At 66.3% G+C, this 26,170-nt stretch carries 27 protein-coding genes; 18 read left to right on the top strand and 9 right to left on the bottom strand.

Features of this window, described 5'->3' with window-relative positions:
* Positions 1–141 precede the first annotated feature (141 nt).
* Together U5919_RS09980 and U5919_RS09975 are read left to right on the top strand one after the other, a co-directional pair.
* Positions 142–900: a hypothetical protein gene (locus U5919_RS09980; protein ID WP_336024044.1), complete on the top strand. Its 759-nt coding sequence runs from the start codon at positions 142–144 to the stop codon at positions 898–900.
* Between the two features lie 158 nt (positions 901–1,058).
* Positions 1,059–1,376: a PLDc N-terminal domain-containing protein gene (locus U5919_RS09975; protein WP_336024043.1), complete on the top strand. Its 318-nt coding sequence runs from the start codon at positions 1,059–1,061 to the stop codon at positions 1,374–1,376.
* Positions 1,377–1,397: 21 nt separating this feature from the next.
* On the opposite strand, the gene U5919_RS09970 is transcribed toward U5919_RS09975, so the two are convergent.
* Together U5919_RS09970 and rnz are read right to left on the bottom strand one after the other, a co-directional pair.
* The gene (locus tag U5919_RS09970; RefSeq protein WP_336024042.1) at positions 1,398–3,380 is read right to left on the bottom strand and encodes a DUF460 domain-containing protein; all 1,983 of its coding nucleotides are present in this window, start codon (positions 3,378–3,380) and stop codon (positions 1,398–1,400) included.
* 86 nt (positions 3,381–3,466) lie between these two features.
* Entirely contained in the window at positions 3,467–4,396 is a 930-nt protein-coding gene (rnz, locus tag U5919_RS09965; protein WP_345786354.1) for a ribonuclease Z, read from the bottom strand.
* A gap of 98 nt (positions 4,397–4,494) precedes the next feature.
* Between rnz and U5919_RS09960 the strand changes: the two genes are divergently transcribed.
* The 4 genes from U5919_RS09960 (at position 4,495) to U5919_RS09945 (ending at position 8,001) form a co-directional block, all read left to right on the top strand.
* Positions 4,495–4,950: an SHOCT domain-containing protein gene (locus tag U5919_RS09960; RefSeq protein ID WP_336024040.1), complete on the top strand. Its 456-nt coding sequence runs from the start codon at positions 4,495–4,497 to the stop codon at positions 4,948–4,950.
* 184 nt (positions 4,951–5,134) lie between these two features.
* Positions 5,135–6,229: an AAA family ATPase gene (locus U5919_RS09955; RefSeq protein ID WP_336024038.1), complete on the top strand. Its 1,095-nt coding sequence runs from the start codon at positions 5,135–5,137 to the stop codon at positions 6,227–6,229.
* Between the two features lies 1 nt (position 6,230).
* The gene (locus tag U5919_RS09950) at positions 6,231–6,836 is read left to right on the top strand and encodes a protein sorting system archaetidylserine decarboxylase (RefSeq protein ID WP_336024036.1); all 606 of its coding nucleotides are present in this window, start codon (positions 6,231–6,233) and stop codon (positions 6,834–6,836) included.
* 73 nt (positions 6,837–6,909) lie between these two features.
* The gene (locus tag U5919_RS09945) at positions 6,910–8,001 is read left to right on the top strand and encodes a molybdopterin-dependent oxidoreductase (protein ID WP_336024034.1); all 1,092 of its coding nucleotides are present in this window, start codon (positions 6,910–6,912) and stop codon (positions 7,999–8,001) included.
* A gap of 39 nt (positions 8,002–8,040) precedes the next feature.
* Here U5919_RS09945 and U5919_RS09940 read toward each other — a convergent pair whose 3' ends face one another.
* Positions 8,041–9,030 carry a methyltransferase domain-containing protein gene (locus U5919_RS09940; RefSeq protein ID WP_336024032.1) on the bottom strand — a complete coding sequence of 330 codons (990 nt, stop codon included), beginning with the start codon at positions 9,028–9,030 and terminating at the stop codon, positions 8,041–8,043.
* A gap of 146 nt (positions 9,031–9,176) precedes the next feature.
* Here U5919_RS09940 and U5919_RS09935 point away from each other — a divergent pair, with 146 nt between their 5' ends.
* Complete coding sequence (locus tag U5919_RS09935) at positions 9,177–9,740, top strand: TATA-box-binding protein (RefSeq protein WP_336024030.1); 564 nt, start codon at positions 9,177–9,179, stop codon at positions 9,738–9,740.
* A 21-nt stretch (positions 9,741–9,761) separates the two neighbouring features.
* Positions 9,762–10,142 carry a DUF7473 family protein gene (locus U5919_RS09930; protein ID WP_425604215.1) on the top strand — a complete coding sequence of 127 codons (381 nt, stop codon included), beginning with the start codon at positions 9,762–9,764 and terminating at the stop codon, positions 10,140–10,142.
* A 21-nt stretch (positions 10,143–10,163) separates the two neighbouring features.
* On the opposite strand, the gene hisG is transcribed toward U5919_RS09930, so the two are convergent.
* Positions 10,164–11,009: an ATP phosphoribosyltransferase gene (gene hisG / locus U5919_RS09925; protein WP_336024028.1), complete on the bottom strand. Its 846-nt coding sequence runs from the start codon at positions 11,007–11,009 to the stop codon at positions 10,164–10,166.
* A gap of 63 nt (positions 11,010–11,072) precedes the next feature.
* Here hisG and U5919_RS09920 point away from each other — a divergent pair, with 63 nt between their 5' ends.
* Both U5919_RS09920 and hisB read left to right on the top strand, forming a co-directional pair.
* Positions 11,073–11,291, top strand: a complete 219-nt coding sequence (locus U5919_RS09920; RefSeq protein ID WP_336024026.1) for a hypothetical protein — start codon at positions 11,073–11,075, stop codon at positions 11,289–11,291.
* 39 nt (positions 11,292–11,330) lie between these two features.
* Positions 11,331–11,975 (top strand): imidazoleglycerol-phosphate dehydratase HisB, encoded by a 645-nt coding sequence (gene hisB, locus U5919_RS09915; RefSeq protein WP_336024024.1) that lies wholly within the window; start codon positions 11,331–11,333, stop codon positions 11,973–11,975.
* A 20-nt stretch (positions 11,976–11,995) separates the two neighbouring features.
* Here the strand turns inward: hisB and U5919_RS09910 are convergent, their stop codons facing one another.
* Both U5919_RS09910 and U5919_RS09905 read right to left on the bottom strand, forming a co-directional pair.
* A complete protein-coding gene (locus tag U5919_RS09910) occupies positions 11,996–12,802 on the bottom strand; it encodes a hypothetical protein (RefSeq protein ID WP_336024022.1) in 807 nt (268 codons plus the stop codon).
* A gap of 59 nt (positions 12,803–12,861) precedes the next feature.
* Positions 12,862–13,644: a sulfurtransferase gene (locus U5919_RS09905; RefSeq protein ID WP_336024021.1), complete on the bottom strand. Its 783-nt coding sequence runs from the start codon at positions 13,642–13,644 to the stop codon at positions 12,862–12,864.
* Between the two features lie 252 nt (positions 13,645–13,896).
* On the opposite strand from U5919_RS09905, the gene U5919_RS09900 reads away from it, so the two are divergent.
* Entirely contained in the window at positions 13,897–14,763 is an 867-nt protein-coding gene (locus U5919_RS09900) for a sulfurtransferase (RefSeq protein WP_336024019.1), read from the top strand.
* A gap of 138 nt (positions 14,764–14,901) precedes the next feature.
* Here U5919_RS09900 and U5919_RS09895 read toward each other — a convergent pair whose 3' ends face one another.
* Positions 14,902–16,479: a stage II sporulation protein M gene (locus U5919_RS09895; RefSeq protein ID WP_336024017.1), complete on the bottom strand. Its 1,578-nt coding sequence runs from the start codon at positions 16,477–16,479 to the stop codon at positions 14,902–14,904.
* A gap of 125 nt (positions 16,480–16,604) precedes the next feature.
* Between U5919_RS09895 and U5919_RS09890 the strand changes: the two genes are divergently transcribed.
* The gene (locus U5919_RS09890) at positions 16,605–17,219 is read left to right on the top strand and encodes a transcription antitermination protein (RefSeq protein WP_336024015.1); all 615 of its coding nucleotides are present in this window, start codon (positions 16,605–16,607) and stop codon (positions 17,217–17,219) included.
* Between the two features lie 167 nt (positions 17,220–17,386).
* On the opposite strand, the gene U5919_RS09885 is transcribed toward U5919_RS09890, so the two are convergent.
* Both U5919_RS09885 and U5919_RS09880 read right to left on the bottom strand, forming a co-directional pair.
* Positions 17,387–17,656 carry a DUF7553 family protein gene (locus U5919_RS09885; protein WP_336024013.1) on the bottom strand — a complete coding sequence of 90 codons (270 nt, stop codon included), beginning with the start codon at positions 17,654–17,656 and terminating at the stop codon, positions 17,387–17,389.
* 168 nt (positions 17,657–17,824) lie between these two features.
* A complete protein-coding gene (locus U5919_RS09880; protein WP_336024011.1) occupies positions 17,825–18,871 on the bottom strand; it encodes an aliphatic amidase in 1,047 nt (348 codons plus the stop codon).
* Positions 18,872–19,172: 301 nt separating this feature from the next.
* Between U5919_RS09880 and U5919_RS09875 the strand changes: the two genes are divergently transcribed.
* From U5919_RS09875 to uvrB, 6 genes are all read left to right on the top strand, one after another.
* Positions 19,173–20,510, top strand: coding sequence for a substrate-binding protein (locus U5919_RS09875; protein WP_336024009.1), 1,338 nt, complete (start codon positions 19,173–19,175; stop codon positions 20,508–20,510).
* A 23-nt stretch (positions 20,511–20,533) separates the two neighbouring features.
* A complete protein-coding gene (locus U5919_RS09870; RefSeq protein WP_336024007.1) occupies positions 20,534–21,430 on the top strand; it encodes a branched-chain amino acid ABC transporter permease in 897 nt (298 codons plus the stop codon).
* A gap of 1 nt (position 21,431) precedes the next feature.
* Positions 21,432–22,460 carry a branched-chain amino acid ABC transporter permease gene (locus U5919_RS09865; RefSeq protein WP_336024006.1) on the top strand — a complete coding sequence of 343 codons (1,029 nt, stop codon included), beginning with the start codon at positions 21,432–21,434 and terminating at the stop codon, positions 22,458–22,460.
* Positions 22,453–23,217, top strand: coding sequence for an ABC transporter ATP-binding protein (locus U5919_RS09860; protein WP_336024005.1), 765 nt, complete (start codon positions 22,453–22,455; stop codon positions 23,215–23,217). Before U5919_RS09865 ends, U5919_RS09860 begins: the two co-directional genes overlap by 8 nt.
* Positions 23,210–23,914 carry an ABC transporter ATP-binding protein gene (locus U5919_RS09855; protein WP_336024004.1) on the top strand — a complete coding sequence of 235 codons (705 nt, stop codon included), beginning with the start codon at positions 23,210–23,212 and terminating at the stop codon, positions 23,912–23,914. Before U5919_RS09860 ends, U5919_RS09855 begins: the two co-directional genes overlap by 8 nt.
* A gap of 96 nt (positions 23,915–24,010) precedes the next feature.
* Entirely contained in the window at positions 24,011–26,140 is a 2,130-nt protein-coding gene (gene uvrB, locus U5919_RS09850; RefSeq protein WP_336024003.1) for an excinuclease ABC subunit UvrB, read from the top strand.
* Positions 26,141–26,170: the final 30 nt, after the last annotated feature.

Raw genomic sequence — 26,170 nt, 5'->3', positions numbered from 1 at the left:
TCGGAGGAGAGGTCAGCACGCAGTCGCAACCCCCGCACTATCGCTGAGAGAGACGCGGTATTGAAAATTTCAAACGCATTTTCGCGGCGTTTAGGAGGTCTCTAAGCCGTTTATTCCGGGTGAATGGTTGTGGGTGGTTAAGTGACCGCAACGACACACGCGCCTATGGGCAAGAAGATGGGTCACACGCGGCGGAGAGCCCTCCAAACAGTCGGTAGCGTCCTCGTCGCCGGGGTCGCTGGCTGTAGCTCGTCGAAGTCGACGGAAGAGACGACCGACGCCTCGACTGGGACGCCGACCGCGGAACCGACGTCGACGGCGAACGCGACCGAGGAACGGACGTCGGCCGACGAATCCGACGCCGACCAGTTCGTCAGGAACCCCGAGGAGGTCCACGCGACGCTGGTCGAGGAGACGTCGGTATCCGCGGACGAAGTGCTGATCGGCTTCCGCCTCGAGGACTCCTCGCTGCCGTTCACGACCGAGGTGTATCACGCGCCCGAGGACGCCGAGGTTCAGGCGACGGAGACCTACGACACCCAAGACCTCGGTGAGGTCGACCTCCTCCCCGATCCGCCGGTGGCGCTCGACACCGTCGACACCGACCGGGAGGACGTCCATTACGGGACGACGTCCATCGGCGAGCCGCTGATGGTGACGCTCCTCGCGCGCCAAGACGACGAGGAGACCTTCGAGTGGAGTTCGTGGGACCGGACCGGCTACCCCCACGACGGACACGAAGAGGAGGACACCGCGCTGGAGGTCGACTGTTACTGCGGCGGTGACGTCTACACCGCCCCCGAGGGCGGCACGTGGGCGCGGGTGATTCAGGTGACGCCGACGGAGCACGTCGACCCCGGCACGACCATCGCTCTCAACTGGACGTCGAGCCGGGCGTAAACGACCCTGTCCACCTCGATCACGGCATCAGCGTTCGCTCCGTCGAGGGCGGCTTTTCGTGCGAACTCCAGTTCTGACCGCGACCGAACCGATCGATCGCCGGTCACCGAAAACGTTCACTGGAAAGGGTCATACGCGCGCGGTTCCAACCACCGCTGATGGCTACGACCCGCTCGCCGTTCGTCGTCCTCGCCGGGTTGGTCGCGGTGGCATTCCTCCCGCTCGTCGTGATGTGGTTCGCCGTCACCGACATCGGGACGTTCGCCTACTTCGCGGCCTTCGGGCTCTACTTCGTCGTGGCGCACATCGCGCTCCCCGGCTGGGTATACATCGACGCGACCGGCCGCGGCAGCGACTCCGCGGTCGGCTGGACGGTGCTCGCCTTCCTCGTCCCGTTCGTCGGTTTCGTCGCGTACTACTTCCTCGGACAGCCGGATGAACCGTATCAAGCCGGTGCGGACGCGGGGCTGCGCTGACGTGGAAATCGAAAAGTCGCTTCAGCGGCTCTCGCCGCGCGTCTCCGCGCGGTGCTCGGAGATGATCTGATCGACCATCGACGCCTTCCGCTCCTTCTGGCGGTCCTCGGCGCGGCGCTCCCAGTCGTCGATCGCCGCCTCGACATCGGCCTCGCTGGCGACTGCGAGCTCGTCGATCTCCTGAATCGTGACGTCTGTGGCGGGGGCGACGGGGACGTCGTGCTCGAAGAGGATCTGATCGGCCACCTCCGAGAGGTTACCGCCCGAACGGAGGACGACGCGGGGGTCGACGTCCACCAGCAACTCCGCGGTTGAGCGTCCCGCGCCGGAGGCGTCGCGGAGGTAGACGACGTCGCCGGCGGCCAGTCCGTACTGCTCCTCGGCGGTCTCGATGGCGTCGCGGGTGAACTGGTCGACGATCTTGACGGAGACGAGATCGCCGTCGGTGTCGACGTCGGCGAAGTTCGAGTGATCGAGCTTCCAGAGGCGCTTGAGGCGTTCGAGCTTGTCGTCGAGCTCCTCGTTATCCGTCTCTAACTCGTCGACGCGACGCTGGAGCCGCTCTTTGTCGCGTTCGAGTCGCTTGACCTCGCGGCGCTCTCTGGCCTCGCGGCGCTCCTCGCGCTTGGCGTCTGAGAGCTCGGACTCGTACTCCGAGATCGTCTCCTCGCGCTCGTCGATCGTCGCTTCGAGGTCGTCAACGTGTGACTCCAGTCGCTCGACGCGCGTCCGGAGGCGGCGGATCTCCTTTTCTTCTTCTGTGAGCTCTCGCTCCTCGTGCTCGGATTCGTCGCTCCCGTCGTCGGCGTCGTCCTCCTCGAAGTCGCGCAGGACGGCCTCGACGGACTCCTCGCCGGCGACGACGCGGGCGATGACCTCGCCGCGTTCGACGTCCGGTGGGACCTTCTTCGAGATCCGCTCGAACTGGTCTTCGTGATCGTCGAGCGCGAACAGCGCCGCCGCGAGCGCGTCGCGCTGGTGGTCGTTCTCGTAGGACGCCTCGCGGGTCCGGTGGAGCTTCTCGTCGATCGGGAGATCAGAGTTCGGCGTCCAGCCCGCGGCGTCGAAGCTCCGTCTGAACTTCTCGACGGTCTCGGGCATCGGCGTCACGTCGGCGGCGACGACGACGGGGCGACCGCGCTCGATCAGCCACTCGATCACGTCGGCGGTGTCGGCCGTCCGCGTCGAGTATACGTCGAGGATCCGCCCGTCGAGGCCGACGACGGCGGCCGCGGTCGTCGTCCCGGGATCGATGCCGACGACGACGTGGTCGCGACGTTTGACCAGCGGCTCGAACTCGATGCCGTCGTAGCGCTCGCGCTCGATCTCGACGCGGGTGTCGCCGGCGCGGCCCGTCGAGACCGGGATGTCCGTCGGCGGCGCTTCGACGGTGAAGACGGCGTTCGCGTAGCCGCCGTACTTCTCGGTCACGTCGACCTCGAATTCCAGATCGGCCTGTTCGAGGCGCTGTTTCACCTCGCGAGTGCGGCGCTTCACGGAGCCGTGGATGCGTCGCGTGTAACGGTCCTGACTCCAGCCGCCCTTGCCGGTCGAGCGTCCCCGAGAGACTTTGACCGTCGTGGTGTCGGAGAAGGCCGAGACCTCGTAGCCGACGTTCGCCGCCGCGAGCCGGGCCGCCGCCTCGGCCTCCTTCATCGGCTTCTTTCCGTAGGGGACGGCGTGTCGAGAGGCGACCCGCGAGAGCGGTTCGGGGCGCTCAGCGCCGGTCACCTGCACGAGTTTCGTCTCGGCCGGGAGCGCCCGCAGGAAATGAACGAGCGCGTCCTTGTCGGCCGCAAGCTCATACATATTGTCGGTCGCGAGCATCGCCGGTTCCTCGCGGTCGAGGAGTCGGCGGAGCTTGCGGTGAGAGACGACGTCGCGGTCGACGTTCTCGCCGTCGAAGGCGACGAGGGCGTAGGAGGGAGCGTCGCCCCGAACGTCCCCGCTCTGGATGTCCACGCCGAAAACGAGGGAATCGAGGGCACTCGTCCGGTCGGTCACACCCGAGGTAGGTCGGCTGCGGATATATATGCCACGCCGAGGGCGACGTGGCGCGCGTTCGACGGCCTCGAAAGAACCCGGGAGTCCTACTCTCCGTCGGGGTACGGAACCTCAAGTGTCCGGCCGTCGTCGGGGACGAACGCCTCCCCGCCCTCGAACGTCTCGCGCGCCTCGCGCTCGATCGGGCTCGCGTCCGCGGCGTACCGCGAGGAGATGTGGGTCAGCGCGAGCCGCTTTGCGCCCGCCCGGTTCGCGATTTCGGCCGCCTCCCGACCGGTCGAATGGCCGGTCTGGCGCGCGCGATCGGCCCACTCGTCGGCGAACGTGGCGTCGTGTACGAGGAGGTCCGCGTCGTCCGCGACCTCGACGGTCGCGTCGACGGGGCGGGTGTCGCCGGTGTAGACGAACCGCCGCCCGGGGCGGGGGTCGCCGACGACCTGCTCGGGTTCGACGACCGTACCGTCGTCGAGTTCGACGCGCTCGCCGTCGTGCAGGCGGCCGAACGCCGGCCCGACGGGGACGCCGAGCGACTCCGCCTTCTCGCGGTCGAACCGACCGCGTCTGTCGTCTTCGACGAGCGCGTAGCCGATCGAACTGACGTTTCGGTGGACCGTCTCGAACGTCCGGATCTCGTATTCGTCGGCGTCGAGTGCGACGTTCCCCGGACGGATCTCGCGAACGGTGAACGGGAACCCGGGTCGGTAGCCGCCGGCCTCGACGAGCCGCTTCAGGTGTCGCTTCGATCCCGGCGGGCCGTAGATCGAAAGCGGCTCCTCGCGGTCGTTGAAGTCCATCGTCTGGACGAGCCCCGGGATCCCGAGGACGTGGTCGCCGTGGAGGTGCGTGACGAACAGGTGCGAGACCGAGAATCCGGTGCCGAACCGCATCATCTGCCGCTGGGTGCCCTCGCCGCAGTCGAAGAGCAGGCCGTCGCCCTCGCGCTCGACGAAGAACGCACTCGGTCCCCGCTGGGTCGTCGGGACGGCTCCGCCGGTCCCGAGGAACGTCACGCGCATCGACATACTCGTCCTGAGAGGCGATGCGGTAAACGCGTGTCGGATCGGCGTCCCGAACGCCACGGAGGTTTTTGTACGAACGAGACGCACGGTGGCGTATGGTCCGAAGCGAGCGCGACGGCGACGACCGACGCCGGTGGGACGAGGGGTTTTCCGAGTCCGACGACCCGGTCGTCGGGGCGACGGCGTTGCTGGTGCTCGGCGCGGGCTTGGGCTCGCTGTTCGGCGTCCCGATCCTCAATGCGGTCGAGTTCTGGGTCATCTTCGTCATCGGGTACGCGGTGGTCGTCCCGCTGGTGTCGCTCCTTCGCGGGGAACGCCCGGGCGCGGACGACCGGTCGGACGCGAACCGGCGAGAGCAACGAGACGCGGGTCAGACGCGCGAGGCAGACCAGACACACGAGACGGACCAAACACGCGAGGGTCGCGAGGGCGTCGACGTCGCGCTCGACCGCCTCCGCGAGCGCTACGCGCGCGGTGATCTCTCCGACGAGCAGTTCGAGCGGAAGCTGGAGCGGCTCCTCGAAACCGACACGCCGGAGAACGCGCGCTAGCGGGTCGAACAGAGCCGTCAGCGAGTCACCGAGGAAAGAGAATCAGACGGCGTCGCCCGCGAGCGCGACGCGGACGTCGAGAGCGCGGGAGGAGAGCGCCCGCAGTAGCCCCGGCGGCGAGTGCCCGCGGCAGCCCCGCCGCAGAGGGAGAGTTTCTTACCCTCCCGCCGACTACCCGACGGCAATGGACGCGCCCCTGTGGACCGAAACGCACGCGCCGTCGCTCTCGGAGCTACCGCAATCGGCGGTCCGAGAGCGGCTCTCGCGGACCGTCGACGAACCGATGAACCTCGTCGTGCAGGGGCCCGCGGGCGTCGGTAAGACGGCCGCCGTGCGCGCGCTAGCCCGGGAGGCGCACGATGACCCCGACTCGGACCTGATCGAGATCAACGTCGCGGACTTCTTCGACCGAAGTAAGAAAGAGATCCGCGAAGACCCGCGCTTTTCGCGCTTCCTCCAAGGACAGACCGAGTTCTCGAAGCAGTACCGCCGCGGCGGCAAGGGGAACAAGTACAAACGCGAGTGGTCCAAGCGGGATATGATCTCGCACGTGATGCAGGAGCTGTCCTCCTATCAGCCCGCCTCGGGGACGTACAAGACTGTGCTCCTCGACAACGCCGAGACGATCCGCGAGGACTTCCAGCAGGCGCTTCGCCGGGTGATGGAACAGTACCACCGCAACACGCAGTTCGTGATCACGACGCGACAGCCCTCGAAGCTCATCCCGCCGATCCGCTCGCGGTGCTTCCCGGTGCCGGTGCGCGCGCCGACGACCGACGAGATCGAGACGGTGCTCGCCGACATCGCCGACAGTGAGGGCGTCGACGCAGAGCCGATGGCGCTGAACCTCGTCGCCTCGAAGGCCGACGGCGACCTCAGATACGCGATACTTGCGGCCCAGCACGCCGCTGTCGAGGGCGACGGCGAGATCACCGTCGAATCCGCGGGGACGGCGCTCTCGGAGGCAGGTCACGACGACGAACTGAAGTCCGTGCTCGACGACGCCGCAGCCGGCGAGATCCGCGAGGCCAGAAAGCGACTGACGACGCTGCTCGACGACGAGGGGTTCGGCGGCCAAGAACTGCTCACCGAACTGCTGCACGTCGCCGACACGTACCCCGAGGAGTTCGGCGACGCGAACCTGATCCGCCTCCACCGACTCGCCGGGAGCGCCGACCTCGACCTCGCGGAGGGCAGCGACGGTCGACTCCACCTCACGCACCTCCTCGCCGCGTGGGCGGGCGGCCAGTCCGAACTCGACGGGGAGGCCCTCGCCTGAGATGCGCTTCGCGCCCGGCGTTCGACGGTTCGCGATTCCGACGTTCGCGGCCGCCGCAGTGCTCTCGGTTCTCGCCCCACCGCTTTCGGTCGTCGCGCTCGCGGTCGGCGGATTCGTCGCGTGGTTCTTCCGCGACCCCGACCGCCGCCCGTCCGGACCCGGCGTCGTCTCGCCCGCCGACGGCCGCGTCTCCGTCATACGGAAAGAAGGCGAGCAGCTCCGCGTGGGGGTGTTCATGAACGTCACCGACGTCCACGTGAACCGCGCGCCGTTCGCGGGACGCGTCGAGCGCGTCACCCATCGCCCGGGCAAGCACCTGCCGGCGTTCTCGAAGGAATCCGAGCGTAACGAGCGTGTCGACATCGACGTCGCGACCGACGAGGGGCCCGCGGAGCTCTCGCTCATTGCCGGCGCATTCGCCAGACGGATCCATCCGTACGTCGAGCGGGGTGAGGAACTCTCCCGCGCCCAGCGGATCGGCCACATCGACTTCGGATCGCGTGCAGACGTGCTACTGCCGCCGACGTACGGTCGGGAAGACCTACTGGTCGAGGAGGGCGACCGCCTCCGCGCGGGCGAGTCGATCGTGGCGGCGCAGGAGCGATAGCGTCGCGACCACCGCACGAGCGGTGCCCCTCGCGGCCGCAACGCTTCTTTCCGTGCGAACCCTTCTCACAACTATGAGAGCCGAGGCGGAAGCCCTCGCGTGGCGCGCGCTCGACGCCGTCAGACCGCCCCCGCGACTCGTCGACTGGTCGATCCTCTCGATCGTCGCGCTCCAGATCGTCACCGGCTTCGTCTCGTTTACCCTCGGGTCGCCGTCGGGGTGGCCCGTGTTCTGGCTCCACCGGATCCTCGGTCTGACGCTCGTGGCGCTTTTGGGGTTCAAGCTCGCCCGAGTTCGATACCGACTCACCCGACGCGAGGAGTGGCAGGCGTCGACGCTCGTCTCGATTCTCACGCTGACGGCCGCGGTCGGCGCGCTCGCGACGGGGATCGCGTGGGTGTTCGGACTGGACGTGCGAATCGCTTACTGGACGCTCCTGAGCGTGCACGTCGGGTTCGGAATCGCGCTCCTTCCGCTGGTCGTGTGGCATCTCACGAGCCGGTTTCGCCTCCCGCAGCGACACGATTTCCACCGGCGGCGGACGACGATCAAATACGCGGCGCTGCTGCTCAGTGGCGCGCTGGCCTACCGGAGCCAAGAGCTCGCCAAACGCGCCCTCGACACACCCGGAGCCGACCGCCGGTTCACCGGGTCACAGCCGCGAGCGGGCGCGGGCAACGCGAGCTTTCCGGTCACCTCGTGGGTCGCCGACGACCCCGATCCCGTCGACCGATCCGAATGGGCGCTGACCGTCGCGGGCGAGGTGGAGACGCCGCGCGACTACGGATACGACGAGCTCAGTCTCGACAGCAGCGACGAGGCCCTCTTAGACTGCACGAGCGGCTGGTACACGGTGCAGCGGTGGCGCGGGGTTCGGATCGGCGATCTGTTGGATGCGGCCGGTGTCGACGACGAGGCGCGGTTCGTCCGGTTCGTGTCGGTGACGGGCTACCGATGGTCGCTCCCGATCGAAGAGGCCCGGGACGCCCTCCTCGCGACTCACGTCGGCGACGAACGGCTCAGTCACGGTCACGGTGCGCCGATACGCCTCGTCGCGCCCGGTCGCCGCGGCTTCCAGTGGGTCAAGTGGATCCAGCGGGTCGAGGTCCGCCGGCGCGACGATCCGGCGCAGTGGCTCGTGACGCTGATCAGCGGCTTCGAGTGAGAGCACGTCGGGTCCGACTCGCACTGTAGTACGCCTCGGTCAATTCCGATCCAACACGTGGACGTGCCGCACCAGCGACCGGTGGACGCGGCGCTCGAAGCGTGCGTCGACCGTCCATCCGGTTTCTCTGGCTTCCGCCTCCCACGAGCGGTCGGCGACGAGGACGCACCGCTTCGCGACCCGCGCGGCTTCCGAGAGCGCGCCGCCGACGAGATCGGCCAGTTCGTGGCCGGCGATCTTCGACTGGCGGCCGTAGGGCGCGTCGAAGACGACCGCGTCGACGGCATCGTCGGTGAGGGGGAGTTCGGTCGCGTCGCCGCGGACGACGTCCCAGCGAGAGCGATGAAGGTAGTGTTCGAGGTTCTCGGCCGCCCCGTGGGCCATCTTCGACTGCGCGTCGGACCCGACCGCGCGCGCGCCGACCAGTCCGGCCTCGATGAGCAGCCCGCCCGTGCCGCACATCGGATCGAGGACGGTCGCCTCCGGCAGCGACCGCCCGGCCGCGAGATTCACGTACGCGCGGGCGTCCATCGGGGCCATACTCCCGGGTTGGAAGAACGGCCGATCGGTCGGCGCGCGGGAGCCGAAGGCCGCGTCGCGCTCGGCAACGGCCCAACCGAGGAGGCAGACCTCGTCGGCGAAGCAGACCCGGAGTTCGTGGTCGGGGTCGTCGAGGTCGACGTCGAACCCGCGATCGACGAGCACGCCGCCGAGTTCGCGCTCCGCTTCCGACGTGCTCACGTCCGCCGTAGCTCGGACGTTGCGAGCGCGGACCGCGACGCTGCCCGTCCGCTCGATCGACGCCGCGGTGAGGACCGCGACGGCATCGGCGACCGTCCCCTCGGCGCGTCCGAGGAGTTCGGAGACGTACCGAGTGTACGCGAGCGTCGGCGCGCGGTCGATGCGCACGCCGCGGGCGGTCGCGAGCCCTGGGGCGACGCGTTCGACCGCCGAGGCGGCCGCTCGCTCGGCTTCGGAGGCGGCGAACGCCTCGTCGTCGGCCTCGCCCGCGAGTTCGAGGAAGTACACGCCCGAATCTCGACGGGGCCGCAAATCAGGGTGTCGACTCCGCGCGGACTGTGTCCCCACGTAGATGGGGCACGACTCCGGATCGACATCCGCGAGACCACCCACCAACCTTTTTAAACCTTAAATACGTCGTTTAAGTCGTTATAATGAGCGACCCCAAGGACACGATCAACATCGAGAACGTCGTCGCCTCCACCGGGATCGGTCAGGAGCTCGATCTCCAGAGCGTGGCGATGGACTTGGAGGGGGCGGACTACGACCCCGAGCAGTTCCCCGGCCTCGTCTACCGAACCCAGAACCCGAAGTCCGCGGCGCTCATCTTCCGCTCGGGCAAGATCGTCTGCACCGGCGCGAAGTCGACCGATGACGTCCACGAGAGCCTCCATATCGTCTTCGATAAGCTCCGCGAACTCGATATTCCGGTCGACGACGACCCCGAGATCACGGTCCAGAACATCGTCACCTCCGCCGACTTGGGGCGCAACCTCAACCTCAACGCCATCGCCATCGGCCTCGGTCTCGAAAACATCGAGTACGAGCCCGAGCAGTTCCCCGGCCTCGTCTACCGGCTCGACGAACCCTCCGTCGTCGCGCTGCTTTTCGGCTCCGGAAAGCTCGTCATCACCGGCGGGAAAGCGCCTGATGACGCCCGCGACGCGGTCGACGTCATCGTGTCCCGACTGAGCGATCTTGGTCTGCTCGACGGCTGACGGGTCGTCTCTGATTCACTGATGTCGGTCCCACTGCAGTCCGCGACCGTGACGCCGCTCGCGATCGCCGGGACGTTCGCCGTCTTCGCGCTCTTTCTCTCTGTCACCGCGCACATCGCCGCACGCAACGTCCTCGGTGACGTCCCCGTCCGAAACGGGTTCCTCGTCGGCCCGGTCCCCGCCGCGGTGAGCATCCTCGTGTCCACGTTCGCCGAGCGCGACCCGGTCCTGTTCGGCGGTCTGCTGGTCGCGCTCGTCCTCGACGGTGTCGCGATCGCGTACGTCTACGGCGAGTCGCGGAAGCTCTCGGCGTACATCACGCTCATTCACTTCGTCGTCAGCGTCCTCCTCGGGACGGTCCTCTTCGGGATCTGGGCGCTGTTGACGAGCGCTCCAGCGTAGGAGCGATGCCGGAGTCGGGCGCTACTCCACGAGCCGTTCGATCTCGGTGACCAGAATACCGGACGCGCCGACGGCCTTCAGGTCGTTGACGACCTCGAAGACGTCGCGCTCGTCGACGACGACGTGCACCGCGACGTGGTCGTCGCCGGCGACGTCCATCACCGTCGGGCCGCCGAGGCCGGGGATGACCTCGCGGACGTCGCCGAGTTTCTCCCGCGGGACGTTCATCATCACGTAGCGCTTGTTCTCGGCCGCGAGGACGGACTGAAAGGCCGTCACGAGCTGTTCGACCTTCGGATCATCGGCGTAGTCGGGGTGGGCGTACAGCCGGACGGACGATTCCAGCACCTCGTCGACGATCGCGAGGCGGTTCATCCGCAGCGTCGTCCCCGTCGAGGTGATGTCGACGATGGCGTCGGCCATCTCGACGTGCGGCGTCAACTCGGTCGCGCCCGTTACCTCGACGACTTCGGCATCGATTCCCTCGCGTTCGAGGTACTCGCGGGTGATCCGCGGGAACTCGGTCGCGACGCTCCCGCCCGCGACGTCCGCCGGATCGGAGATGTCGCCGTCCTCCGGTGCGGCGAGGACGAGTCGGCAGCGGCCGAACTCCAGATCGACGAGTTCGACGAGGTCCCGGCCGGACTCGACGACCTGATCGCGGCCGGTGATGCCGACCGCGGCCGCTCCGTCCCAGACGTACTCGGGGATGTCGGCCGCGCGAGCGAACAGGACGCTCACGTCGGGGTCGACGGTGTCGGCGTACAGTTTCCGGTCCGCAGCGCTCTCGATGTGGAGCCCGGCCCGTTCGAGGAGGTCGATGCTCGGCTCGTGCAGGCGGCCCTTGTTGGGGACGGCGATGCGCATATCCTGAAATCACGCGCCCGCGACGTACCACTTTCGCTCGTGGACTGGGGTTCCCCGTGAGAAATGACGACAGAGGAGGGGTGGACGATGGCGACGGCACAACCGGCACGGGCGGGGTTGAAAGGGGCCGCCGTCGCGGGGAAGGCGGGCGACGCAAGCACCGCAGGAGCGACCAGCGGGAGCGACGAGGAGCGCAGCGAGTCCCCCGACCCGCGACGGCGGGGGCTTTCGAGGTCATCGCACCGCACCGGTCCCAACACAGACCACCGCAGACGAGTATAGAGGCACAACGATCATAGGCGCGGGCGTCGATTCGCCGGTATGACCGACCACAGCGACGAGGACGCGCGGACCGACGGGGGCGACCGAGCCGCGGACGGGGACGACCGAACCGCCGCCGTCTCCCGCGAGACCGCAGAGACGACCATCGACGTGACGCTCTCGATCGACGGCGACGGCGACAGCGTCGCCGAGACCGGGATCGGCTTCTTCGACCACATGCTCGACGCGTTCGCCAAGCACGGGCTGTTCGATCTGACCGTGAAGTGCGACGGGGATCTGGAGATCGACGACCACCACACCGTCGAGGACGTCGCGATCGTGCTGGGCGAGGCGTTCACCGAGGCGCTGGGCGACAAGCGCGGCATCGTCCGCTACGCCGACCGGAAGGTCCCGCTCGACGAGGCGGTCGCGGGCGTCGTCGTCGACGTCAGCGGACGGCCGCACTTCGAGTTTGCGGGAGCGTTCTCCCAAGAGCAGGTCGGCGACTTCACGAGCGATATGGCCAGACACTTCGCGTACTCGCTCGCGATGAACGCCGGGTTGACGCTGCACGCGGAGGTCGAGGGCGTCAACGCCCACCACGAGGTCGAGGCGCTGTTCAAAGCGCTCGCTCGGAGCCTCGACGACGCCACACGCGTCGATCCGCGGCGGGGCGACACGCCGAGCACGAAGGGGACGCTGTAGCGCGGTTCCCCGGTTCGCATTTACGCCTTTCTGAGGGTTCCGTCCTCGTCGGCGAGCACGCCGCGGTCGATCGCGTGATCGAGAATTCGGTCGACGTGGGCGTCATCGAGTTGGTACGCGCTCCCGGCGAGTTCGACGACGTCGCTCCGCGGGATCGGGAACTCCCGGTTGCCGAGCAGCCGCATCACGGTGCGGAAGTCCTCCGGCTCCTCGCTGGCCCCACCGAGGCTCGAAGCCGTCTCACCGGGCGGTTGCTCGCGGGGTGAGTCGCCCGACTGCGGGGTGTAATCGCGAGCGCGGGGGCTCTCCGCTTCGTCCCCCGCTTCCGACGGGGGATCCCCGGCTTCGTCGGGTTCCTGAAAACCGTCGTACTCGGCGATGTCCGTGTACCCTTCCGGCGCGTTGAATCCGCTCATCGGGACGGTCCTATCCGACGACGCAGCGGACGCCGAGGAGTCGGACTCCCCCGCTGACTCCGCAGCGCGTGACTCCGCGGCGTCGGCCGGAGAGGTGTCGCCGGTCGACGCCGCTTCCTCGGGCGATGGCGTCGCTTCGGTCGGGGACTCCGCATCCGAAGACGCGGTGTCGGCCGACGGAACGGCGTCCGCCGTCGGTTCCGCAGCCTCCGCGGAATCCGCGTCGCGGTCGACGCCGAGCCGCGAGAGCAGCGGATCGACGACGGTTTCGAGCGTTCCGAGACAGTTCTCACAGAGGACGACCCGACGCTGTTCGGCCTCAGTCGGCGACAGTTCTGCCGGGATCGCCTCGTAGACGCCCGCGGCGTCGCCGCCGCAGAAATCGCAGTTCCGGAGTTGGCGCATCGGCATACCTGTCCCTCCGCGAGCGACCGGGTAAAACTATTCGCCCATCGATGGCGCAGATCGACCTACGCGGTCTCGACCGGTCCGCCCCGCTCGGTCCACTCGGTCAGGCTTCCCTCGTAGAACCCGACGTTCTCGTACCCGAGCGAGCGCAGGACGACGTAGGTGTGGCTGATCCGGCGGGCGGTGTTGCAGTAGAGGATCACGCGCTTGTCGGGCGCGACACCGACGTCGGCGAGCGTCTCGGCCAGCTCGGATTCGGATTTCAGCCCGCGCGTCTCGTCGTCGACGAGTTCCCGCCAGTCGAGATTGACCGCGCCGGGCAGGTGGCCCTCGGCGTACTCCTCGGGGTCGCGCGTGTCGACGATGACGGTCTCGCCGTCCGCGAGCGCGTCGGTGACGGTTGCGTAGTCGACGAGCGGCGAGTGCTCGGGGTCGCGGACCGCGTACTCGGCCGTCGGTGGGTCGGACGCCTCGCTCGTCGTCTCGTGCGCTCGGTTCCACGCGCTGAAGTCGCCGTCGAGGAGGTGAAGCCGGTCCGGCGGGTGGCCGTACAGCTCCGCCGTGATCAGAAAGCGCGCCGCGAAGACGCCGTGGGTGTCGTCGTAGGCGACGACGTCGTCGTCGGGGCCGACGCCCGCCGCGGAGAGGAGCGACTCCCACGTCTCCGCGCCGGGCAGCATCCCCTCGTCGCCCGCGTCGCTGCGGAACCGCTCGAACGGGATGTTCACCGCGCCCGGGACGTGTCCGATGCCGTCGAACTCCCACGCGTCGCGGACGTCGATAAGCCGCACTTCGTCGAGTCGCTCGGCCAGCCAGTCGGCCGAGACGACGACGTTCTCGTACATACGCACCCGTACTGTCGGCCGACCCTTCAACGTGCCCGATTGAACCGCATTCGTCCGGTGTCAGAGAAGTAAGAAAGTATTGCTGGTAATTTCGCGCGCTACATCTGGGATATCCGACGTGATCGCAGTGTAGCGCGCCCGGGTACTGTCACGTCCATTTAATGCGGCATAATTTTCCGCATCGCTGGAGGGCGGGCAGTACACGCCGTAGCTGTGAGGATTATAGGGGTGGGGAACATAGGAGAGCGTGCAATGACAGACGACGGTTACGCCAAAGACGTGCTCGTGTCCCCCGAGTGGCTGGAGGAGAACCTCGACGAATTCCAGAGCGACGATCCCGCGTATCGACTGGTCGAAGTCGACGTCGACACCGAAGCGTACGACGAGAGTCACGCCCCCGGTGCGATCGGCTTCAACTGGGAGAGTCAACTGCAGGATCAGACCAACCGCGACATCCTCGACAAGGACGACTTCGAGGACCTGCTCGGCAGCCACGGTATCTCCGAGGATTCGACCGTGGTCCTGTACGGCGACAACTCCAACTGGTTCGCCGCCTACACCTACTGGCAGTTCAAGTACTACGGCCACGAGGACGTCCGCCTGCTGAACGGCGGTCGCGACTACTGGCTCGAGAACGACTACCCGACGACGCAGGAAGTCCCCGGCTTCTCCGCGGTCGACTACACCGCCCGCGGTCCGTTCGAGTCGATCCGCGCGTACCGCGACGACGTCGACCACGCCGTCGACGAGGGGCTCCCGCTCGTCGACGTCCGCTCGCCCGAGGAGTTCTCAGGCGAGATCCTCGCGCCCCCGGGACTGCAGGAGACCGCCCAGCGCGGCGGCCACATCCCCGGCGCGCAGAACATCTCGTGGGCCGCGACCGTCAACGACGACGGGACGTTCAAGTCCGCCGAGGAACTGCGCGATCTCTACGCCGACAAGGGCATCGACGGCTCGGAGACGACCGTCGCCTACTGCCGCATCGGCGAGCGCTCCTCGATCGCGTGGTTCGCGCTCCACGAGCTGCTCGGCTACGACGAGGTCGTCAACTACGACGGCTCCTGGACGGAGTGGGGCAACCTCGTCGGCGCGCCGATCGAGACGGGCGACGCGGAGTAACCGTCGGATCGTCGTCGCCGAGACGACCGAACGACACGAACAGAATTTTTCGCGAGAGTCAGTCCGCGAGCGTGACGCTCACTCTGTCAGCACGACGCTCGCCCGATGAAAACGATATTCACCCGATGAAGACGATGTTCACCCCGCGAGCACGACGCTCGCGATCGCCGGCGTGAGGAACGCCTCGATGAACGCTGCAAGTATGAAAAGCGGCACCAGACCGAGGAGTACTCGGTAGCCCCGCCGGATCGCCGCCGCGAGATCGTCGGCGTCGCGGCGACCGCGGAACGCGCCGAGGGCGACGCCACCGAGCCAGAGTCCGAGTCCGCCGCCCACGACGATCGCGGGAATTTCGATGATCCCGTGCGGGGCGACCAGCGCGAGCACGGCGATCGGCTCGAAGACGCCCGCGACGCCACCGATAATCAGGCCGTTGAACGCCAGCCCGACCGCGGCCGGGACACCGACCGCGAGGCCGCTGTAGGCGAGGTCGACGGCGACGAGCCAGTTGTTCACCGCGAGATTGACGAACGTGCCCACCGGGAACGTCCCGAAGACGTTCGCGACGTCGCCGCCGATCGGCAGCGAGACGCCGATGGAGGCCGTCGCGAACCATCCGACGACGCCGCCGGCCGCGACGAACCCGAGCGAAGCGAGGTTCGCGAGCGGGCTGGTGCGGAGGAATCCGCCGGCGGCGCGAAGCCCGCCGACGAACGCGGACCGAAGCCGTTCGTCGACGGGGGCGAGGTCGGAGTCCCGTTCCAGTTCGGTCTCCGCGTACAGCGACGTCTTGAACCCGTCGAGAAGCGGCGAGAACAGGACGGTTCCGAGGAGAGCCGTCACCCGCGTCGCGCCGAGTGTCGACGCCGCGCTTCCGATTCCGCCGGAGGCCAAGAGCGCGCCGAACGCGACGGCGACGTAAACGAGGACCGCGACGGGTCGCTCGAAGGGGAAGTGAACGCTCCGCCGCATCGCTTCGAGCGCGCCGACGTCGTCGACGACGACGGCCTGCTCGGCGAACGCGAAGAGGACGAAGACCGCGGCGAGAAGCAGCGCGCCGACGAACAGCCCGAAGAGGATTCCCAAGATACCGAGGCCCAACGTCGCCCACGCCGGCTCCACCCCGGCCGCCGACGCGGAGCCGAACGCGGCGGTGAGGTAGCCCCCGATCGCGGTCAGCACCCCGAAGATCGGGACCGCGACCGCGGCGAGCGCGGCCAGAAGCAGGAGTCGAACACCGAGGATCGAGCGCCAATACCGGCCCGCGCCGTCGACGCCCGCGCGGACGCCGTCGTCGCCGCGGAGGAGGCCGTACAGTCCGCCGACGGTGACCGCACTGCCGACCGCCGAGGCGAGAAGCGCGAGCAGGAGCGACAGGAGGCCGCCGCCGGCGACGAGCGCGATCGTCTCCGGCGTCACCAGCCCGGCGAACGCCTCGCCGAGTTCGGGTGCGATCTGCTCGACGGTGGCCGGATCGACGTCCGTCCCGCCGGCATCGAGCGCCGCACCGGACTCACTCAGTTGACGCAGGACGTCGACCAACGGATCGAGGCGACCCGCCGCCCCCAGATACCAGAGAGCGAGCAGTCCGCCGACGAGCAGCGGGACGCGGGCGATACCGTAGAGGCCGGTCACAAGTAGATACAGCGGCAGCACCGACGACGATCGCTCGAAGAGCAACCGCCCGCCGGTTCGGAGGGCGAGGGAGGGCTTCACACCCGGAAGTCTCAGGCGACGAACATAGAACTTCGGGAGTGTCGAAAGCGGACAACTGATACGCGCTCACACGGACACTCGAGCGCTGTCGATGCCTACAAGCGGCGGGCGGTCGAATACGGAGTATGAACGGCAGTGACCTCGCGGCGGATCTGCAGGACGAACACGAGACGGCGTTCTCCCGGCTGGGCTCCTCGAAGGCGATGTACGCCGTCACCGGCGGCGAAATGGACGGCGACCGCATCCGTGCGGCGGCCGCGACCGACGCGCTCGCGCTCGCGGAGGTGCTCGAATCGTGGACCGAATCCGGCGACGGGGGCGAAGCGGATCTCTTCGCGGACCTCGCGGCCGACGCCCTCGATCGAGCCGCCGACGTTGCAGACGACCCCGAGATCGGTGAGAAACCGAACCTGTACGACGCGCTCGCGGCGTTCGAGACGACGCCAGCCCGGCTCGGCGGCCTGCTCGGTCGCTCGCTCGTCGCGCTCGAACACGCCGGACAGATGGTCGGCTTCTTCGTCGGCGACGCGGACCCGATGGCCGCCGACGACTTCCGCGGGTACCGATCGGACCTCGAAGCCGAGCGCGACCGCGTGATCGAGGCGCTCGATGCGACCTGTGAGGGCGACGACAACTGGGCCGCCGCCGAAGACGCCGCCGACGCGGTCGTCGAAGCCGCCTACGACGACTACGTCGAGACGCTGGAATCGATGGGAATCAAGCCGAAGAACGTCTGTTAAGCGAGTTCGATCGCCGTACCCAGCAGTACAGAGACGTCGTCGCCGACCGTCTGAGAGACGGGTGAGTAAAGCCCGAGAGATGGGTGAGCGGAATCACAGTTCCACCCGAAATAGGGGGGTTCAGCGGCTGTGATAGTCGATAACTGATGACACGCGGCTGCCGTCCGTCAGACGCCCGCGACGCCCTCGCGGAACTCCGAGACCTTCGCGCGGGCGTCGACGACGGCGTTGTGGGCTTCTCCGTCGGTTTCGTCGGCCAGTTCGGCGAGGACGTTCATGTGCCGCGCCAGTCGACCGTGGTCGGGCGTCCGATCGCTCGCCGCGAGCGTCGCGAGCGCGTCTGACTGGTCGTAGATCCGACGCTGGACGTCGCCGTCGGCGGCTTCGGAGGCGTCGCGGAGTCGTTGACTGGCTTCTTCGAGGAGTTCGTGTGACATACCGAACGCTACGTCGACTGGGTCAAAATAGTTCCCGTTCAGGATTTGCCAGAGACGATCTATCGAGTGTCGCGGGGACGAGGCGCTCGATACGTTAGCGAAGTAATCGAAGCTCGGTTTGACAGCGGGAAGAAGGGTTAGTGGGACAGTAGGCCACGGGACAGCTAATCAGTCGTCCGCGGTGAGATCCTCCGGTTCGGGAACTGAAAGCCCCTCGATCGGTGCGTCGGGCGTCCCGGTCGTCGAGCGCGTGATGCTCTCCATCTGTTCTTTCGCCGCTTCGGGGTCGCTCACCCAGTCCTCGTAGAACTGGAAGGGATTCGCCGCTTCTCCGTCTCCGAGACCGGCGGCCTCCGTCGACGTGTAGCCTCGGTGGAGGAGCTTGTACAGGTGGTTCTGACTCTGCCAATTCGCCCGCGCGTCTCGGATCTCCGGAACGGAGAGTTCGGCGTACTGCCACACGTCCTCTTCGCCACCGCACTGTCCGAGCACGTGGCCATCGAAGCCGACGATGTTGGAGTTGCCGAAGAACGAGTACACCTCGTCGCTGCCGGCGAGGTTCGCGACGGCCACGTAGGCGTTGTTCGCCCACGCGGCGTGGCGCGCGACGACCTCCTGTTGATCGTTGGCCGGGTACATATATCCCTGACACCGGACGATCAGCTCGGCCCCCTTGTACGCACAGTCGCGCCAGATTTCGGGGTAGTTCCCGTCGTCGCAGATGATGAGACTGATTTTCAGTCCCTTCGGTCCCTCGGTCACGTACGTCTGATCGCCCGCGGTCCAGCCCTCGATCGGCGTCCACGGGATGACCTTGCGATACTTCTGTCGAATCTCGCCCTCGTCGTCGATCAACAGGAGCGTGTTGTACGGGTTGCGCTCCGGGTGGTCTTCGTGTTTTTCGCCGGTGATCGAGAAGACGCCCCAGACGTCGTTCTCCACACAGGCCCGCGAGAAGATTTCGGTCTCGGGACCGGGTACCTCCGTCGCGAGCTCGTTCATCAGGTCCTCGTCGTAGGTGATCCCCTGCGTCGAGTACTCCGGGAAGATGACGAGGTCGACCCCCGGAGCGCCGGTCTTGATCCCCTCGATCTTGCTTGCGATGTTCTCACACTGTTCGAGCACTTCTTCTTTCGACTCCGGGCTTGGGGCCGAGGTCTGATGGACCGCGACACCGACCGCGTCTCCGGACGACGAAATATCACCGTGTCTCATCGATACAGGCGTCTAATTCTGAAGTGGCTGATTAACTCTTTCTTAAGCTATGACCATATTGTTCCATCAATTGATCATATATGAGGTGATTTAGGACATATATCGAGAGCTTCAGTGGGATAGTCCCGACAACGGCAGCTAGGCTACCAAGAGGTGGCGAGCGAGGAATTTAAAAATACTTCAACTCAAAACCCATATAAGGTATCTATATGTACAGTAATATTGACTAATTTTAATCAATTGTTTGCAAATACTGCGCTAATACACATTTGTTTACTTATCTCTCTCACACCGAGAGGGTATGGACTACGAAAGTTCCAGTGAAGACCGCGGACGTGAAATCAATCGTCGCAGTGCACTGAAGATGGCCGGTTTGGCGGGGATTACCGGCCTCGCCGGGTGTTCTGGCGGCGGTTCCTCGGGTGGGAGTACGGATACCGAGGGTAGCAGCGAATCCAGCGGGAGCGACGAACCGCTGACGGTGGGCGCGCTGTACGCGTTGAGCGGGAGCACGGAGGTCATCGGTCGTCCGATGATGAACTCCACGGAACTGGCGGTGCAGCAGATCAACGACGCGGGCGGGATCGACGGCCGCGAGATCGAACTCGTAAAGGCCGACACGGCATCGACGCCGCAAACAGGAATCGAAAAATCGAGGCAACTCATCAACCGCGACGGGTGTAGCGTCGTCTTCGGGGCGTACACCAGCGCGATGCGGAACGCCATCACCGACATCTACGTCGAAAACGAGGTCCCGCTGTTCTACCCGACGCTCTACGAGGGCGGTGTCTGCCGTGAGATCGAGGGTGCAGAAGGGTTCAGCGGCGAGGTCAATATCCCGCAGGAGAGCCTCGAGTGGGTCTTCTTCAACGGTGCCGTTCCGAAGCAGCAGATTCAGCCATACCTCCCGTGGCTGATGGAGGAGTACGACGTGAATTCCTTCTACCTCATCGGATCGGACTACGTGTGGCCGCACACGACCAACGCGGTCGTCGACGACTTCGTCCAAGAGAACGGCGGCGAGATCGTCGCCGAGGACTACGTCCCGCTCGGGTTCACCGACTGGGGGTCGAAGCTCAGCGATATCCAGTCCTCGGACGCCGACGCGGTCTACTTCACCACGGTCGGGACGAGTATGGTCGAGATGCTGAATCAGGCCGGTTCGGTCGGCCTGATAGAAGAAATGGTCTGGGCCGGCAACATAATGAGCGAACAGGAGGCGATCGCCGCTGGCGACGCCGCCGACGGCGTACTGACGTCTGCGCCCTACTTCACGAGCCTCGAAAGCGACGCTAACGACGAGTACATTTCGAGCTACGAGGAGGCCTACGGCACCGACACCACGCCGAACTTCGTTGCGGAGGCGGCCTACTGGGGGCCGCTGATGCTGCGCGACGCCCTGGTGGAACACGCGCCCGGCGCGTCGTCCGGCTCCGCGGTCAAATCCGCGCTGGAGAATCCGATCGCGCTGGACGCCCCGCAGGGAACCGTCGAGATGGACCCCGGAACGCACCACGCGACGCTGCAGTCGCGCGTCGGCGAGTTCGACGCCGAGAGCGGGACCTTCGAGGTGCTGAACGAGTTCGGGCAGATCGAGCCGTCCGGGATCACCGTCGCTGAGGGCTGTCTGAACGTCTAATTCACAAACGCAATCGGTATGTTATGATCTCAACATTCGCAACGGTCGTCCCGCTTCAGTTAGCCGATCGGGTACTGATATCGCTCACGTCGATCTCGGGGCTCATCCTCGTCGCCTCCGGGCTGACGATCATTTTCGGGCTAATGGGGGTGCTCAACCTCGCGCACGGCGCACTGATGATGGTCGGTGCGTACACGGCCTACGCCGTTCAGAGCGCGGGGTTGTCCCCGTGGCTCGGTATCGTGATCGCCCCCCTCGTCGTGGGGCTCGTCGGCGTCGCGATGGAGGTGACTCTCATCCGGCGGCTCTACGATCGGCCGCTGGACACGCTCCTCGCGACGTGGGGAATCGCGATCGTGCTGCAAGAGGCCGTGACGATCGCCTTCGGGACGTCACAAAAAAGCGTCGCGCCCCCGTTGGAGGGGTCGATCTCGCTGCTTGGCGTGACCTATCCAGCCCACTGGGCGTTTATCATCGTGGTGACGGTCGTGGTAATGGCGATCACGATCGGGCTGTTCGCCTACACCGACATCGGGATAATGGCGCTCGCCGTGATCCAAGATCGCGAAATGGCCGCGGCCGTCGGTATCAACACCCGCGTATCCGACCGGACGACGTTCGCGTTCGGATCCGCGCTGGCGGGACTGTCAGGCGCGATTATGGCACCCCTGCTGAGCGTCAACTCGACGATGGGGATCGCGTGGCTCGCCGACTCTTTCCTCGTCGTCATCGTCGGCGGTGTCGGGACGTTCACCGGCACCATCGCGGGCGGAATCTTGCTTGGTGGGCTCGACAACCTGTTTCGGACGGTTATCTCGGGGTACACGTCGATCGCACAGGCGGCCGTCCTGTTGGTCGCGTTGGTTATCATCCGCTACCGGCCGGAAGGGCTCATTCCCGCGGCCGAGCGAGGTGAGTGAAATGGCGGAGACAGATCCGGTAGTCGAGCTCAAGACGCCGGCGTCGATCGCGAAGTTCGCGGGACTGCTCGCGCTCGTCGCGCTCCCGCTTTTCGTCTCGGAGTACCGAGTCTCCACGTGGTCGACGTACCTCACGTTCGCCCTCCTAGCGCTCTCGATCGACCTCGTGTGGGGATACACCGGGTTGTTGACGCTCGGCCACGCGGCGTTCTTCGGCGCGGGGGCGTACGTCACTGCGAAGCTGTTGAAAGAGGTTCCTGCCGTCCCGGACGTGGCAGTCGTGTTTCTCATCGCCCCTGCGTTGGCGGCGCTTCTCACGCTCGTCTTGGGCTGGTTCCTCTTCAGCGCCGACGTGAAAGGCTCGTACTTCGCGATCACGACGCTCATCGTCTCGATCATCTTCGAGAGCGTCGCCGGGGAGTTCGTCGGCTTCCTCGGCGGGTTCAACGGGATTTACGGGATCCCGTCGATCCAGGTCGTCGGCTTCGAGCTGACGGCGACGATGAGCTACTACCTCGCGCTCGGCGTCCTCGTCGGGTCGTACCTCCTCCTGCGGTTATTGGTCGATTCGGCGTTCGGCCGCGTCCTGCGCGGGATCCGCGGCAATCAAGAGCGCACGGAGTTCTTCGGCTACGACACCCAGCAGTATCGGCTCATCGTGTTCACGCTGAGCGGGGCGATGGCCGGCGTGGCGGGCAGTATGTACGCGACGGTCGACGGCTTCGTCTCCCCGCCCCTCCTCGGTTTCGTGCTCTCGACGCAGGTGGTCATCTGGATCGCGGTGGGCGGGCGCGGCACTCTCATCGGGGCCGTCTTCGGCGCGCTGTTGATCCAGTACCTCAACTCCACGCTGAGCGACGTGCTGATCAACTACTGGGAGATGGGCCTCGCGCTGCTTTTCATCGCGGTCGTGATCGGCGCGCCGCGGGGAATTGTCGGCCTCCTCTCCGATACCGTCGAGGGGATCCAGACGAGCCTCCAATCCACGAAGCGGAGCGACCTCGGTGCCGGAGGTGAGCTCGATGACTAGCGCCGATCCGCTGTTGCAGGCCGAAGGACTCACCAAGCGCTTCGGTGAGTTCACTGCGGTCAATGACGTTGATTTCACGGTCCAGCCGAACGAGACGAAGGCGCTGATCGGTCCCAACGGGGCCGGGAAGACGACCTTCCAGAACCTCCTGACCGGGAAGCTCTCGGCGACCGCGGGCACGATCACGTTCGACGGCGAGGACGTCACGGACGTCCCCCCGCACGAGCGCGCCCAACGGGGAATCATCCGCAAGTACCAGATCACGAGCGTCTACGAGGACGAGACCGTTCTCGAGAATATGCGGTTGGCGTTCCGATCGCGAGCGTCGTCACCGTGGACGCTGCTGCGGACGCACGACGACAGCGACATCCGCGATCGGATCGAGGAACTGCTAGAGATCGCGAACCTACACGAGAAACAGGACACGATAGTCGGAACGCTCTCGCACGGCGAGAAACAGTGGCTGGAGATCGTGATGGCCGTGGGCGCGGAGCCGGAACTCCTGCTCCTCGACGAGCCGACTTCGGGGATCAGCGTCGGCGAGACCAACGACACCGTCGACCTCATCAAGGAGATCAGATCGACTGAGGACGTCGCGATAGTCGTCATCGAACACGATATGGATTTCATCAGAAAAGTCTCCGAAAGCATCACCGTCCTCGACCGCGGCGAGATCATCGCGAGCGGCACGATCGATGAGATCGAGAACGACGAGACAGTACAGCAGATCTACCTCGGGGAGGCCGCCGATGCTTAGGGCCTCGGACGTCCAGATCGGCTACGGCGAAAGCACGGTCGTCTGGGACGTCGACGTCGAGGTCGAAACCGACCAGATCGCCGCCGTTCTCGGTCGCAACGGCGTCGGGAAGACAACGCTTCTCCGGGGCATTATGGGGTTGAACGACCTCAAGGGAGGTCACGTCTTCCTCGATGGCGAGAACGTCTCGACGCTGCGGCCGTTCGAGATGGCCGCGAGGGGCGTCGGCTACGTTCCACAGTCACGGGACATCTTCGGCGCAATCTCCGTCGAGAACAACATCCGTCTCGGGAGCGCGAGCGGCGACCAGTTGCTCCTAAAGGGGGAGGTGCCAGAGTACATCTACGAGTACTTCTCTGCACTCGAAGAGAAGGCCGATGCGAAGGGTGGCACGTTGAGCGGTGGGCAGAAACAGCAGCTGGCGATCGCCCGAGCGCTCAACGCCGATCCGAGCCACCTGTTGCTCGATGAGCCATCAGAGGGGATCCAGCCCTCGATCGTCCACGAGATCGGCGAGCAGCTCAAGCGGATCCGTGACAACCGCGGGATCTCGGTTCTCATCGTCGAGCAGAACCTGAACCTCGCGCTCGCGGTCGCTGACTACTGCTACGTCCTCGAAACGGGGCGGGTCGTCGAGCAGGGAACGCCCGAGGAGATCGAATCCTCCGGCGCTGTCGAGGAGTACCTCTCCGTCTAGGACGTCGCGAAAACACAGCCTCTTTTTTGCCGATCGATCGTTTCCAAAGCCGACCCGACCGACCGCCTCAAGTGCCTGTACCCCCAACAGCGCCCAATGAGCGACACCTCCGGATCGAGCCCGCTCTCGCCGGACAGACCGACCGCCGAGCGAGAGTTCCGCGTCGACGCCCCCTTCGATCCCGCGGGCGACCAGCCCGAGGCAATCGAGCAGCTCGCCGAGGGCTACGCGTCCGGAATGGACGAGCAGACGCTACTCGGCGTGACGGGATCGGGGAAGACGAACACCGTCTCGTGGGTCGTCGAGGAGCTCCAGCAGCCGACACTCGTTCTCGCGCACAACAAGACGCTCGCCGCGCAGCTCTACGAGGAGTTTCGCAACCTATTCCCGGACAATGCCGTCGAGTACTTCGTCTCCTACTACGACTACTACCAGCCCGAGGCGTACGTCGAACAGACCGACACGTACATCGACAAGGACATGTCGATAAACGAGGAGATCGATCGGCTTCGGCACTCGGCGACGCGGTCGCTTCTCACCCGCGACGACGTCATCGTCGTCGCGAGCGTCTCGGCGATCTACGGGCTCGGCGACCCGAAGAACTACACCGATATGGCGCTTCGGATCGAGCGCGACGACCGCCTCGACCGCGACGAACTGCTCGCGCGGCTCGTGGACCTGAACTACGAGCGCAACGACGTCGACTTCCAGCAGGGGACCTTCCGCGTCCGCGGCGACACCGTCGAGGTGTACCCGATGTACGGCCGCTACGCGGTCCGCGTCGAGTTCTGGGGCGACGAGATCGACCGCCTCACCAAACTGGACCCCCTCACCGGCGAGGTGGTCTCCGAGGAACCCGCCGTCCTCGTCCACCCCGCAGAACACTACTCGATTCCGGAAGACCAGTTAGAGGAGGCGATCTCGGAGATCGAGGAGCTGAAAGAAGAGCGCGTGAAGTACTTCGAGCGGCAGGGCGACCTCGTCGCCGCCCAGCGCATCGAGGAGCGCACGACGTTCGACATCGAGATGCTCAGAGAGACCGGCTACTGCTCGGGTATCGAGAACTATTCGGTTCATATGTCCGACCGCGAGTCCGGCGAGGCCCCCTACACGCTGCTCGATTACTTCCCCGACGGCTTCCTCACCGTCGTCGACGAGTCCCACCAGACGTTACCACAGATCCGCGGGCAGTTCGCGGGCGATAAGTCCCGGAAGGACTCGTTGGTCGAGAACGGCTTCCGGCTCCCGACGGCCTACGACAACCGTCCGCTGACGTTCGAGGAGTTCGAGGAGAAGACCGATCGGACGCTGTACGTGTCGGCGACGCCGGGCGATTACGAGCGCGAGGAATCGGAGCAGATCGTCGAACAGATCGTTCGTCCGACCCACTTGGTCGACCCCGCAGTCGAGATCGCCGCGGCGACCGGGCAGGTCGACGACCTGATGCACCGCATCGACGAGCGCATTGAGCGCGAGGAGCGCGTGCTCGTCACGACGCTGACCAAGCGGATGGCCGAGGACCTCACGGAATACCTCGACGAGGCCGGCGTTGCCGTCGCGTACATGCACGACGAGACCGACACGCTGGAGCGCCACGAACTGATCCGTGACCTCCGGTTGGGGAACATCGACGTGCTCGTCGGGATCAACCTCCTGCGGGAGGGCCTCGACATTCCCGAAGTCTCGCTCGTCGCGATCCTCGACGCCGATCAGGAGGGCTTCCTCCGCTCGGAGACGACGCTCGTGCAGACGATGGGCCGGGCGGCCCGAAACGTCGAGGGCGAGGTCGTTCTCTACGCCGACGAGACCACCGACTCGATGGCCGCCGCGATCGAGGAGACGCGTCGCCGCCGCCGGATTCAACAGGAGTACAACGAGGAACACGGCTTCGAGCCGAAGACGATCGAGAAGGAAGTCGGCGAGACGAACCTGCCCGGCAGCGGGAAGCGAGAGAGCGCGTCCGCGACGGACGACCCCGACGACCCCGAGGAGGCGCGCGAGCAGATCGCGTATCTGGAGGACAGGATGCAAGAAGCCGCCGACAACCTCGAATTCGAGCTCGCGGCCGACATCCGCGATCGGATCCGCTCGCTCAGGGGGGAATTCGGAATCGCCGAGGGCGAGGCCCTCGACGAGAGCGACGAGGGCGTCGATCCGGGTTCGGATCCGCTCGACGGCGTTCCGGTCGGCGAAGCCGCCGACGTAAACAACGACGCCGGAGAGTGACCCACGACGCCGACGCGTTCGAGTCGGACG

The organism is Halobellus sp. LT62, assembly GCF_037031285.1.
Lineage (GTDB): Archaea > Halobacteriota > Halobacteria > Halobacteriales > Haloferacaceae > Haloquadratum > Haloquadratum salinisoli.
The sequence above is the reverse complement of the archived record's forward strand: the minus strand, read 5'-3'. Positions and strand labels throughout refer to the sequence as shown.